This window comes from Chryseobacterium sp. HNCC26DJ239, from assembly GCF_057180445.1.
Window position 1 is genome coordinate 453,744 of the sequence record NZ_JBXUGJ010000003.1, and the last position, 12,511, is coordinate 466,254.

The window sequence follows — 12,511 nt, forward strand, 5'->3', positions numbered from 1 at the left end:
AATATATCATTTCACTTTACAACAAGGAAATTGAAAAACCATGTAATACAACAAGATTTTCGTTTGTCTTATAATAAACTCAGATTTAATGACTCGAATTTTTATTGTGTTGATGGTGTTTTTTGCATCATTGCTCTACTCACAAAATGTTGAAGGAAATGTAATTTCAAAAGACAAAAAGCCTATTTCTTACGCTGAAATTATTCTAAAAAAAGAGATACTCAAATTTTCTACAATTGCCGACGAAAGAGGTTTTTATACTCTTCAGGTAAGTCAAAACGGCGAATATTTATTGGAAGTGATGGATGGCGGAGAAACGGTGTTTTCAGATCGTATAAAAGTTGAAGGAAATACGATTAGAAATATTCAAATCGATCTTTCAAAAGCTTTGTCAAACGAAAAGAAATTAGACGGAGTTACTGTAATTGCCAAAAAGAAAATTGTTGAAAGAAGGGTAGACCGACTGATTTTTAATGTTGAAAATTCTATTGCGTCGCAAGGTTTGAATGGTCTTGAAGCTTTAGCGAAAACTCCGATGGTAAGAGCTTCTGAGAAAAGCATTGCAATCGCCGGAAAAAGCGGAGTCGCCGTGATGATAAACGACCGTTTGTTGAATCTTTCGGGTGAAGATTTGGTAAATTACCTTAAAAATCTACGTTCAAACGATATTCAAAAAATTGAAGTGATTACTACGCCACCTTCCAAATACGAAGCGCAGGGAAAAAGCGGGCTCATCAATATTATTCTGAAAAAAAATACCAATCTCGGTTGGAATGTTTCGTTGCAATCGAGTCTCAATAATTTGTATTGGAACCAACCCACGGTTTCTCAAAGCTATGGGACGACGGTAAACTATCAAAGTAAAAAACTATCTATCACTGCAAATTTTACCGACAATAATTATTATTGGAAAGCTAGAACCTCCGAATACAGCACAGGAAATAATAGTTTTTGGAATACCGATACTTACTTTTTTAATAATCTCAAAAATAAAAGCACAGACGCAAAACTGGAGTATAAACTCAGTGAAAAAAGTACGATTGGAGGAAGCTATAATTATTTTTTCGGCAACCCAAAAGAATCTTATAATAATGCTTCTTCTGTAAAAGATGAGTTAGGCGAAAGGTCTTTTACTTCGGAGGCACTTGCGCTCAATCATAGAAATAATCATTATGCAACGATGTTTTATGATTTGAAACTCGATAGTTTGGGAAGTAAATTAAGTATTTCTGGAAATTTAATTTCAAATAACGCCAATGCGGATGATTATTATGAGACATTTTCAGATGTGGTCACTACAACGTACATTAATCCGATTAATCATTATAGAATTTACTCTGGACAAGCAGATTTGGAGAAAAATTTCAGCAAAGTAAAAATGGAGTCTGGAATTAAATTTACCAAGCTTAAAAACGATTCCTTTTTTAATTATTATGATGTAAATGACGGAGTTTTGGTGAAAAATCCTGCACAAAGCAATGATTTTTTCTATGATGAAAATAATTATGCAGCTTACATTTCCGGAAATTATGATATTTCAGAAAAATTTAGTGGAAAAGCGGGGTTGCGGTATGAATTTACCCAGCTTACAGGTGTTTCACCCAACGAAAATTTAACCACAAAAAGTCATTACGGGAAATTTTTTCCAACTTTATACATCAGTTATAAACCTAATGAAAATAATGCGTTTTCTTTAAATTATTCCAAACGGATTAACAGACCGTCTTTTCGTGATTTGAATCCTTTCAGATACATAAGTTCTGCGTACGAATATTCTTCCGGAAACCCTTATTTACAGCCATCTTTTACCGATAATGTAGAGTTGAGTTATGCTTTGAAAAACAATTTTACAGCCACTGTTTTTTATAATTATAGCAAAAATGAATGGAGTCGTTTGCAACGTTTTGAAGGAGGGATGAAGTATGCAATTGCTACCAATTTTTTTAATCAAAATCAAACTGGGATTAGTTTGAGTTATAATTACAGTAAAAAGAGTTGGTTGGAGTCTAATATTTTTGTGAATGCGTATTATGTAACGTCAAAAACGTTTGTAGATGATGTGGTGACGATGCCTGGAAGTTATGGTTCAGATTTTAATGTTGATAATACTTTTTTCTTGAATCAGTCTAAAACTTTTTCTTTGATGGTTGGAGTTTGGGGAAATGTACCTTACAAAGAAGGAAATGCGTCGTACAGCGGTGTTGCATCTGTTTATTCTGGTTTGAAGCTGAATTTGATGGAGAAAAAACTGTTTATTAATCTTTTAATGAATGATGTTTTGAATACAGAAAGAGAAAAATCACAGCAGTATTATCAAAATTTCAGTACCGCATCTTATTATAAATTAAAAAGTAGGAATTTAAGTTTGTCGGTAACCTATAAATTCGGAAATAACGATGTGAAAGGTGCGACAAAACAAATGGATTTTGAAGAAAAAAATCGTGCAAAATAAAATTTGAATTTTATTTAAAATATGGCTTTACATTTTGTGAATTAAATAAAAAAATCCGCTTCATTTGTTTTGAAGCGGATTTGATATTTTTAAGAAACTCTTTCAATTAAAGCCATGTAAAAACCATCGTAGCCTTCGCTTGGCATCACTTTTTCGTCTTTAATAAATTTGAAATTCGGGTTGTTTTTTATGAATTCTGCGACTTGCTCATTGTTTTCAGAAGGAAGAATAGAGCATGTTGCATACACCATTTTTCCTCCTACTTTAAGCATTTTAGAGTAATCTTGAATAATTTGCTGTTGCTCTTTTTTAATTCTGTCGATAAAATCTTGGTCAATTTTCCACTTGCTGTCTGGGTTTCTTTTTAAAACACCTAAACCAGAACAAGGGGCATCAATCAAAAGTCTGTCTGCCTTTTCATGAAGTCTTTTAATTACTTTAGTGTCGGTAATTACTCTAGTTTCAATGTTGTGAGCTCCCGCTCTTTTTGCACGGCGTTTTAGCTCTGCCAATTTCCATTCAAAGATATCTAAAGCGATAATCTGACCTTTATTCTGCATTAAAGCAGCCAGGTGAAGAGTTTTTCCACCTGCTCCTGCGCAAGCATCAACCACTCTTTGACCTTCTTTTACATCCAGAAAATACCCGATTTTTTGTGATGAAGCATCTTGAACTTCAAACAAACCTTCTTTAAATGCAGTCGTCAAGAAAACGTTTTTCTTTTCTTCCAATTGCACCGCATCCGGATAATTTCTGATTGGGTAAGAAACCACGTTTTCATCAGAAAGGTCAGAAATTAGTTCTTTTGTAGTTGTTCTTAGCGTGTTGGCTCTTAAAACGGTTGGTGCTTGTTCGTTTAAAGCATACATTTCTTTTTCCCATTTTTCGCCTAATTCTTTTTCCAAAGTTTCTGCCAACCAATCAGGAATAGAGTGTTCAATAGCTTTTGTAGGAACAGTTCCTTTTTTTAGCTTTGTTAAAATGTCTGCGATTTTAATTCCGTCGAACTCTTCAAATTTCTTGTAATTTGTTTTGCTCCAAAGAAGATAAGCAAGCATCAATTTGTAAATGTTGCCTGGTTTTACGCCTTCTCCCATGTAATATTCCAGACGTTTTTTCCAACGGATAATATTATAGAATATCTCAGAAACTACGGCTCTATCCTGGCTTCCCCATTTTTTATTGGCTTTCAAAAGTCTTTCAATTACTTTATCTGCGTATTTGTTTTTTTCGAAGAATGTTTCCTGTAAAGCATCGTGAATTCCGATGGCGAGGTTTCTGTGTATCAATTCCATAAAATGCTGTAAGCTGTTTCAATCTGCAAAAATACGAAATTTGTTTAAGGTTCAAAGTTTTAAGTTTTGAGATTCAAAATTTAATGTTTAAAATTCAAGATTCAAGATTAGAAATTGTTGTGGTAGAAAAGTAAAACTTTAGAAGAAAGATATGTTATAGAATTTTGAGCTCCGGAGGAGCGATACCTTTGTAGCAGTTTTGCTATCGTTGAAGCGGAGCTCCGGAGGAGCGACACTTTTGTTAAAATCGAAAAATCAAATATTTTTCCTAATCATTTTTGTTTACTTTGTAATAAACTAATTTTCAATGAAAAATCTTTTTTGTCTTTTTATAATACTGAGTAGCTTTTTTGTTTTCGGACAGACTAAAGACGAATTAATTAGGCAAATAATCGATTATAATATTGTGGAATCAAATTGTATAGGAATAGCTTGTATGCCAAGCGAACAGTTTAAAAGATTTGAAAAACTAAAAACGTTATTATCAGAAAAGGAACTTTTAGAACTTTCAAAACATAAAGAACCTATTATTAGAGCATATGTATCAAAAGAATTAATTGAAAAAGATGGTGAAAATGTTCTTGATTTATTTTCTTTTGAGATTGAAAAAAATGAAGCGGTCGAAACTCAGGATGGATGTGTTGAAAGTCATGATGATTTATCTTGGGTAATTTACAATACCTATAAATGGAAAGTGGCTATGTCTGCAATCAAAAAATTAGATACTGACGAAAATATTCGAAAACAGAAAATAAAAAAAGCTTTAGCAGGTGATGAGGTTTTTCAAAAGCTAAACATTTTGGTTTTAAATTCAGATAAGGATTTGTATTATATGTTTTATTCTATCATTGTTGAAGATAAGCAGATGATAAGCGAAAATCTAATGCCGATAATTAAAGATTTAGCTTTTAAGCGGAATAATTCATATGCTTTTGATTACATTTCTGCTCAATATCCTGATGAGGTTAAAAAATATTTTGAAAATGACTTTCTTAAAGCAAATTTTGATAGCCCGAATAAGGTGATGTATTTGGGAAGATTTGTGGAATATTTACTAGATTCTAATAATGAGAAATATAAAAATCTCGCGATAGAAAAGTTGAAAAAAGACGATTATTGGCATAAGTATATGAATTTTATTGACAAAGAATTAGAAAAGCACAAAATTGTTTTATGATGATTTCAAAACATTTATCATCTTCACCTCACATCACGCTTCCCTTAGAAAATCTTACCTTTGCAAAAAATTAATACAATGAGCGACGCAGTTATTTGCCCAAAATGTCAGTCTGAATTTACATACGAACAAGATGGATTAATGGTTTGTTCGCAGTGTTTCCATGAATGGAATCCTGCTGAAGCAGACGACTCTGAAAAAATTCTTGACGCCAACGGAAACGAATTGAAAGATGGCGATTCTGTAGTTGTGGTAAAAGATCTTCCAGTAAAAGGTGCTCCAAAACCTGTAAAAGCAGGAACGAAAGTAAAAAACATCAGATTAAGACCAAACAGCGACCACAATATCGATTGCAAAATTGATGGTTTCGGCGCAATGGCTTTGAAGTCTGAGTTTGTAAAGAAAGCGTAAATTTTACTAATTAGTGATTGGTTTTTTATGAAGAATAAGAAGCCAATCATTATTTACTAAAAATGCACAAAAAAAGGAAAGAATTGGACAGTGTAATCTTTCGAAGACCTGATCGCAAATGAATTGCTAATGTCGGTCTGGAAGGCAGAAAGAGAATTAACCAAAAATTTCCTTATACTTTTGAAGTGCGAAAATAATATTTTTTTTACTTCAAGTCTAGAATTTTAACCAAAAATTAACAATAACTGGTTGTTTTTCTAGTGTTTAAGGAAATTGAATGAATACGAAATCTTTGATTTTTCTTTCGGTGTACACTATGATTTCTTTATTTTTTACCAAGAGTTTATTCCAAAAAAAGCTTCCTGAAAAGCGACTTTCGAGTACTTTGGCTTCTATGCCGTTTTCAGAAATTATAATTTGTCTTGGATAATAGCAAAATTTTTCAAGTTGAAATTCTTCTCTTTCATTTTCAGAGAAAATATTTACTTCGCCAAACAATTTCGCAACATATATATTATAAGGATTGTTGAAAATTTCTTCGGGAGTTTCGTTTTGAATTAATCTTCCTTCCTGCAAAACCACAAGTTGGTCTAGCCAAGGTAAAACATCCTGAATTTCATGTGTGGAAATAATCAAAGAGATGTTGTTTTGCTTTACATATCTGAAAAGCCTTTCTCTTAATTCAATTTTTCTAGGAAAATCCAAATTAGAAAATGGTTCATCTAAAACCAATAACTTTGGCATTACAGAGAGAGCTCTTGCGATGGCAACTCTTTGCTGTTGTCCGCCGCTTAGATATTTAGGAAGAATATTGGCAAATTCAGATAAACCCACTACTTCTAAAAGTTCGGCTACAGTTTCTCTTTTTTTAGCAAGATTAATGTTGGAAAGAAATTTACCCACATTTTCAGCTACCGTTGCATAAGGCATCAAATCGAAGTTTTGGGCTACAAATTTCATTTCAGGTTCACCAGGAACGAGGTTTCCTTTGGGGCCAAGTGTTTTTTTACCATCAAAAATAATTTCACCACTTTCCCAGTTTAGAAGTCCGTAGATTAAACTGAGTAGGGTAGATTTACCGCACCCGCTTTCGCCGGCAAGAGCGATAATTTTTCCAGCCTCAAACTTCAGATTTAAATTCTGGAAAAGAGGTTTGTCTTCAGAATACGAAAAATATAGTTGATTAATTTCCAAAACCATAGTACAAATGTAAGGTTTTTGGGAAAAAATTATGTTTTTTTAGTAATTTAGCCTTGTAAAATTTTAGAAAAGATGAAAAAAATAGTTTTTCCTTTTATCATGTCTCTTGCAATAGGCGGTTTTTTAATGGTTTCGTGCGGAAAAGAAAAACCTTTGAATAGCGAGTCTAATGAGGTAACCACCACAAAAGAGGGAGCAAAATTTGTTGTAGATACTTTAAACAGTAAGGTAGAGTGGAAAGGATATAAGATTTTTAAAAGCGAAAATACGAGCCACTTTGGCAATATAAAATTTGAAAGCGGCGATGTTACCATTAAAGAAGGAAAGCTGGAAAGTGGCAAATTTGTAGCTGATATGTCTTCTTTAAATTCTGAAGACTTGAAAGATGCACCAAAAGATCAAGCGAAGCTTAATGGGCATTTGATGAGTGCAGATTTTTTTGAGGTTGAAAAATTTCCAACTGCATCTTATGAAATTACGAAAGTAACACCAATGGCAGAAGGGGATTACAACACTTTGCTAGAGGGAAATCTTACGATAAAAGGAATCTCAAAACCAACACAGTTTAAAGCAAATGTAAATGTAAAAGGAAGTGAAGTGAGTATTTTTACCGAGCCTAAAGATGTGATGCGAGAAGATTTTGGTGTAAAATTTCAATCGCCTGCAGCAAATGGGGTAATAAAAAATGAAGTAACTCTTCAAATCATAATAAAAGCCTTGGAAAGAATGTAATTTTAAAAATTTATCAATAATTTAAAATCTGTTTCAGCTGAAACAGATTTTTTTTAACATAATTACAAAACATTTTTAATCTGAAAAACGTATTTTTGCACATACATTTTTTTGAAAGGATAAAACAATGATAGAAAAGATAGAAGAGCTTTTGGTGGAAGTTAATAATTTCAATACAACCTCGAAAGAGGAAATTGAGAATTTCCGTATCAAATACAATGGAAAAAAAGGTATTCTGAATGATTTTTTTGAGAAATTTAAAGAAGTTCCCAATGACCAGAAAAAAGAATTTGGGCAAAAAATTAATACTCTTAAAAATGCAGTAAACGTAAAATTAGAAGACCTTAAAAGCGCTTCGGCTTCTTCTTTAATTCTTGAAAAAGAAGATTTAACGAGACCTGCTTTTCCGCTAGAGTTGGGATCTAGACATCCCATTAATTTGGTAAAAAATAGAATTATCGAAATCTTTAAATCTATCGGTTTTGCGGTTGCAGACGGACCAGAAATTGAGGACGATTGGCATAACTTTACGGCTCTTAATTTACCAGAATATCATCCTGCGAGAGACATGCAGGATACTTTCTTCATCGAGCAGAATCCGGATATTTTGTTGAGAACGCATACTTCTTCGGTACAGATTAGATATATGGAAGAAAACCAACCGCCAATTAGAATTCTTTCTCCGGGAAGAGTTTTTAGAAATGAAGCGGTTTCTTCTCGTTCACACTGTATTTTTCATCAAATTGAAGGTTTGTATATTGATGAGAATGTGAGTTTTGCAGATTTAAAACAAACAATTCAATTTTTTACTACCGAGCTTTTCGGAAAGTCTAAAATTAGATTAAGACCTTCTTATTTCCCTTTCACAGAGCCAAGCGCGGAGATTGATGTGTATTGGGGATTAAATTCTGAAACAGATTACAGAATTACAAAAGGAACAGGTTGGTTAGAAATTATGGGTTGCGGAATGGTAGATCCTGCCGTTTTGAAAAACGTAAACATTGATCCTGAAAAATACTCTGGATACGCCTTTGGAATGGGAATCGAGAGAATTGTAATGTTGCTTTACCAAATGAGTGATATCAGAATGTTTTTCGAAAATGATATAAGAACTTTAGAGCAATTTAAAACTTTGTAGGCATAGCATAATATATATGTTAAATCCTGTGATTATTTCACAGGATTTTTTTGTATCTTATCTAAAATAAAATGAGAAATTACTTTTAAGCAGTATTTTTAAGAAATATTGCATGTTAGATGTGAAAAAAAAACAGGAATTGCGTCTAATATGCAATTTATTTTATAAATATTTGTAAATTTGCCGGCTTTTATTTTATAAAAACATAAACTAAACACATTTTTTTAAGTATGAAGAAAATATCTACTTCAAACGAACCCTATGGTTTCAAATACCGTAAAATAGTACATTACTCTCTTATACTTTGTATACTTTTCATTCAATTGCTTATCGCAGCTTTTTTTTATAACGAGTTTGTAAAGGATAAAAAACTTGCTTTTTTTGAGAAACAATTGGGAGAAATAAACACTCTGGAACGTCTTACAGAGAAATCCAGAGTAGAGTTTTCTAATGCTCAAGGTTCTTTACAGAAATTTATGACGAGTAAAGACGAAAAAGACCTTAACGGATATTTTTCTTCGTTGAGAGCTTTAGATGCCAATCTCAGCAATATTAACCTTTACGAAAATAAATTTCCTAAAATAAAGGAGGTACATACAAAATCGGAAGAAGATTTTTCAGCAAATGGAAATCTTAAAAAGCTAATCGATTCTACACAGAAGTATTCTTCAGATGTAAATCTTAATATGCAAAACGATTTACCCAACTTTAAAAAGTTTGATTTAGATTATAAGTTTGATAAGTTTGATGTAATTTTAGATACAAAAGTTTACCGAGATACGATTAAAAAGAAAGGCCTTTTTGGAAGATTGGGAGATGCGATTTCTGGAAATGGAGATCGTGATAAGGATAGTGTTGTAATTACGGTAAGAAATGGTGAAATGCCCACTTCAAAAAGTATTAAGGCAGATTTTGACCGTATCATTAGACAAGTCAACAAACATTACGTTGTAGAAAATAATAAAATAAAAGTAAAAGTAAAAGACAACCAGGCTGGAAGCGAACAGTTTTACAGAATCTTCAATGATCTTTTTATTTACAGCAATGGTTTGATGAACGTGTATGAAGATGCCATTCAATCATCAAAATTAGATTTACAGAAAGAATTTGAGAAACAAAGAGCAAAAAATAATAAAATAAGAACCAATCTTATTTTTGGAGCCATGATTTTGATGTTTATTGTTTCTATATTAATCATGATTCTTACCCGAATGGCTTTTGTTTATGAAAGAAAACTCAGCGATGCGAATGAGCAGATCAGTGAACATTTGAATTTTAAAAACAGAATTCTAGGAATGTTGAGCCATGAATTACGTTCGCCGCTTAAAATCATGGATATTTTCATTAAAAGAATTAAGAAAAAAACCAACGATGAAAGTATTCAGGAGTATTTAAAATCAATTAGTTTTACGAATAATACTTTGCTAATTCAGGCAAATCAAATTTTAGATTACACAAAAAACCATCAGATTGAAAATAAAATAATACCGGTTCAGTTTAATTTAAAAGAAGAAATAGATTCTATTCTAAACTCTGTACAACCTTATATTGAGACTAGAAACAACCGTTTTATCGTTAAAGAAAATATAGCTTCGGATATTGTAGTGTTTTCTGATAATAATAAAATTAATCAAATCTTCATGAATATTTTGGGAAATGCCAATAAGTTTACCGAAGAGGGGCAAATTGAAGTTGAAACGAAAGCAGTAAAAACTGATTCCGAAACCGTAAAATTAACCACTGTAATAAAAGATACAGGCGTTGGAATTTCAAAAGAAGATCTTGAAAAAATATTTGAGCCCTATTATCAAGGAATTATCTCAGATAAAGTAGAAAATCTTGGTGCAGGTCTAGGTTTAAGTTTGTGTAAAGAGCTTGTTGGGCTATATTCTGGCGAAATTAATGTAGATAGCGAAAAGAATGTAGGGACAAGAGTAGAGTTTTCTTTAAATTTAAAATTTAAAATTGAAAAATGACAAATGACAAATCAGGACAGTAAAAACATAACATTTCTCTTGGCAGACGATCATAGTTTGATTCGTCAAGGTGTGGAAATTGTTATTGATGAAGCCGGTTTTGAGGGAGAAGTTTTTCAAGCCCCAAATCTCCAGAAAGTATTAACTATTATAAGAGAAAAGCCTATTGATTTCATGATAATTGATGCCGTTTTTCCAGACGGTAACAGTTTAGATATTATTGGTTTAATAAAATCGGTACAACCTAATATTAAAATACTTGTTTTTTCTGGATTAGAAGAATCTGAGTATTCTATTAAGTTTCTGAATGCGGGAGCAAACGGGTTTTTGAGTAAAGTGAGTGAAGAAGAGGAGATAAAACAAGCGATTCTGAAAGTGCATCATGAAGGAAGATTTATTTCTTCAGTTGCACAGGCTGCACTTCTCGATACCTTGCAAGAGAAAGAGAGGGGTAATCCGCTAGATAAATTAACAAGCAGAGAATTGCAGGTGGTAAAAATGTATGCCGAAGGAATGGGAAATTTGGAGATTGCCTATGAACTTGGAATTAAACAAAACAGTGTAAGTACCATGAAGAAAAGGGTATTCGAGAAGCTTAATATTGATACCCTCGTAGAACTTATTTCTGTTCTAAAACAACACTAACTATTAATAATAATATTTGTGAAAAAGCCTTTATTAAAGGCTTTTTTTTGTTTTGTAAGGTTAATGTTTTATAATTATTTTATGATAAATCTACGGTTTTGTAGAAAAATATCTACAAAAACTGCGACATATATCTACAAGCTTTTTTTTTAACTTACTATAGACTCTGCCTATCTTTGTCATAAGAAAATACTCAATGTAATCATAACAAAATGGGTTGCTGGTGAGATTTAGTGATTTATCAATTTTTATTATAAAACACATCTTATCAGAGAATACAGGGAGTAGAGAAAATTATTTCATTATATTAATTTTTGATTTGGTGTGAATAGCACAAATGATGAAACACCTAGTATCATACCTGCAGAGCCGACAGGCTCTGCGTTTTGATACTAAAAATAAAATGAAACAAAAACACAAAACAACATAAAACAAAGCACAATTGATTAACCTGAAGTGTCTTATTTGCAGAGTTTCATCTCTGTAAATAAGTGCTTTAAAGGTTAAGATTGAGAAACTTTGTGTTTTTCATTTTCCTTACCAATACAGTTTAGTTTAGTTTTTATAAAGTAAAAGCCCTCAGAGTTTTTGAAGGCTTTTACGTCTTTCTATTTGTTGAATTTTAAAGGATATTTTACATTTTTGTAGCTGTCTAAACTTGCTTTTAAAGACCCTACCGCAAGCTCAGCTTTCAATAAAACAGGAATGTGATTGGCATCATTAGTAACCCACATTGTTACTCCTTCTTTTTCTTTAAAGACTCTGCCACTTTTTACTGAGGGGATAATCTTAAGACAATTAATTTCTCCAAATTTTGTGTCTAAAGTTTCCGTTCCCATTACTTTTAATTGGAAAGGAAACATCTCGTCATCAATCCAAACATTCATATTAATTACCGTGCCTGTTTTCAGCTCTGTTGTAGTTTTACTTCTTAAATAGTAAAAACAAGAAAGCATGTCTTGCACTCCTTTTACCGACTTTATGGTTTTAGAACCATTGGCGGGAGTTTTTTTATCTGTTAAAACTAAAGTGTTGTTGTGATGATTAAACGTAGTTTCGAAATGCTGTCTATAATTCCCTTCTTTCACATTTCGAACATAAAAACTTGGTAATTCAGTCTGGATGTTAATATAACTTTCATATAAATCTTCTACTTTAAAAAAAGCTTTTACGGCGCCGCTCGTATAGCCTGTTCCTTTTACATAAAAATGAGGTTCGCCTTTAAAATTTATTTTTTTTGTAGTTAAAGTAGCATTTCCAGCTGTTAGAAAGCCATAGTGAATTCGCAAAGTAATAGATTCACCATCCGCAATATTGTTGAGCTGAGCCTGTGAAAAACTCAGAATAAAAATCGAAATAATGCTCAATATTTTTTTCATAACCAAGTGTTGTTCAAAAACATTGCCAAATATAACATCTTTATAAATAGGGATTTGATAAATCTCAGTTTTTTATTTAGAATTAATCAAATATGCTTCGCATTAA

Annotated in this window: 10 protein-coding genes; 7 read left to right on the plus strand and 3 right to left on the minus strand. The window is 32.0% G+C overall.

Annotated features, from left to right (window positions below; translation table 11 throughout):
- Positions 1-88: 88 nt before the first annotated feature.
- On the plus strand, positions 89-2,452 hold the full coding sequence (locus AC2A1D_RS08760; RefSeq protein WP_484043250.1) for a TonB-dependent receptor domain-containing protein: 2,364 nt from the start codon (positions 89-91) through the stop codon (positions 2,450-2,452).
- An 89-nt stretch (positions 2,453-2,541) separates the two neighbouring features.
- Here AC2A1D_RS08760 and AC2A1D_RS08765 read toward each other — a convergent pair whose 3' ends face one another.
- Positions 2,542-3,747 (minus strand): RsmB/NOP family class I SAM-dependent RNA methyltransferase, encoded by a 1,206-nt coding sequence (locus AC2A1D_RS08765; RefSeq protein WP_484043251.1) that lies wholly within the window; start codon positions 3,745-3,747, stop codon positions 2,542-2,544.
- Between the two features lie 307 nt (positions 3,748-4,054).
- On the opposite strand from AC2A1D_RS08765, the gene AC2A1D_RS08770 reads away from it, so the two are divergent.
- Entirely contained in the window at positions 4,055-4,924 is an 870-nt protein-coding gene (locus AC2A1D_RS08770; protein WP_484043252.1) for a hypothetical protein, read from the plus strand.
- 78 nt (positions 4,925-5,002) lie between these two features.
- Positions 5,003-5,335, plus strand: a complete 333-nt coding sequence (locus AC2A1D_RS08775; protein ID WP_484043253.1) for a zinc ribbon domain-containing protein YjdM — start codon at positions 5,003-5,005, stop codon at positions 5,333-5,335.
- A gap of 264 nt (positions 5,336-5,599) precedes the next feature.
- Here the strand turns inward: AC2A1D_RS08775 and AC2A1D_RS08780 are convergent, their stop codons facing one another.
- Positions 5,600-6,535 carry a sulfate/molybdate ABC transporter ATP-binding protein gene (locus AC2A1D_RS08780; protein WP_484043254.1) on the minus strand — a complete coding sequence of 312 codons (936 nt, stop codon included), beginning with the start codon at positions 6,533-6,535 and terminating at the stop codon, positions 5,600-5,602.
- A 72-nt stretch (positions 6,536-6,607) separates the two neighbouring features.
- On the opposite strand from AC2A1D_RS08780, the gene AC2A1D_RS08785 reads away from it, so the two are divergent.
- From AC2A1D_RS08785 to AC2A1D_RS08800, 4 genes are all read left to right on the plus strand, one after another.
- Positions 6,608-7,267, plus strand: a complete 660-nt coding sequence (locus tag AC2A1D_RS08785; protein WP_484043255.1) for a YceI family protein — start codon at positions 6,608-6,610, stop codon at positions 7,265-7,267.
- 127 nt (positions 7,268-7,394) lie between these two features.
- Entirely contained in the window at positions 7,395-8,405 is a 1,011-nt protein-coding gene (gene pheS / locus AC2A1D_RS08790) for a phenylalanine--tRNA ligase subunit alpha (RefSeq protein WP_484043256.1), read from the plus strand.
- Between the two features lie 230 nt (positions 8,406-8,635).
- Positions 8,636-10,381 (plus strand): sensor histidine kinase, encoded by a 1,746-nt coding sequence (locus AC2A1D_RS08795; protein ID WP_484043257.1) that lies wholly within the window; start codon positions 8,636-8,638, stop codon positions 10,379-10,381.
- Between the two features lie 3 nt (positions 10,382-10,384).
- Positions 10,385-11,026: a response regulator gene (locus AC2A1D_RS08800; protein ID WP_484043258.1), complete on the plus strand. Its 642-nt coding sequence runs from the start codon at positions 10,385-10,387 to the stop codon at positions 11,024-11,026.
- A 608-nt stretch (positions 11,027-11,634) separates the two neighbouring features.
- Here the strand turns inward: AC2A1D_RS08800 and AC2A1D_RS08805 are convergent.
- Positions 11,635-12,405 (minus strand): DUF3108 domain-containing protein, encoded by a 771-nt coding sequence (locus AC2A1D_RS08805; RefSeq protein WP_484043259.1) that lies wholly within the window; start codon positions 12,403-12,405, stop codon positions 11,635-11,637.
- Between the last annotated feature and the right edge of the window lie 106 nt (positions 12,406-12,511).

Bases quoted from the DNA above. Each gene is read 5' to 3' on its own strand.
- AC2A1D_RS08760 (WP_484043250.1), top strand. From the start codon at position 89: ATGACTCGAATTTTTATTGTGTTGATGGTGTTTTTTGCATCATTGCTC.
- AC2A1D_RS08765 (WP_484043251.1), bottom strand. From the start codon at position 3,747: ATGGAATTGATACACAGAAACCTCGCCATCGGAATTCACGATGCTTTA.
- AC2A1D_RS08770 (WP_484043252.1), top strand. From the start codon at position 4,055: ATGAAAAATCTTTTTTGTCTTTTTATAATACTGAGTAGCTTTTTTGTT.
- AC2A1D_RS08775 (WP_484043253.1), top strand. From the start codon at position 5,003: ATGAGCGACGCAGTTATTTGCCCAAAATGTCAGTCTGAATTTACATAC.
- AC2A1D_RS08780 (WP_484043254.1), bottom strand. From the start codon at position 6,535: ATGGTTTTGGAAATTAATCAACTATATTTTTCGTATTCTGAAGACAAA.
- AC2A1D_RS08785 (WP_484043255.1), top strand. From the start codon at position 6,608: ATGAAAAAAATAGTTTTTCCTTTTATCATGTCTCTTGCAATAGGCGGT.
- pheS (WP_484043256.1), top strand. From the start codon at position 7,395: ATGATAGAAAAGATAGAAGAGCTTTTGGTGGAAGTTAATAATTTCAAT.
- AC2A1D_RS08795 (WP_484043257.1), top strand. From the start codon at position 8,636: ATGAAGAAAATATCTACTTCAAACGAACCCTATGGTTTCAAATACCGT.
- AC2A1D_RS08800 (WP_484043258.1), top strand. From the start codon at position 10,385: ATGACAAATCAGGACAGTAAAAACATAACATTTCTCTTGGCAGACGAT.
- AC2A1D_RS08805 (WP_484043259.1), bottom strand. From the start codon at position 12,405: ATGAAAAAAATATTGAGCATTATTTCGATTTTTATTCTGAGTTTTTCA.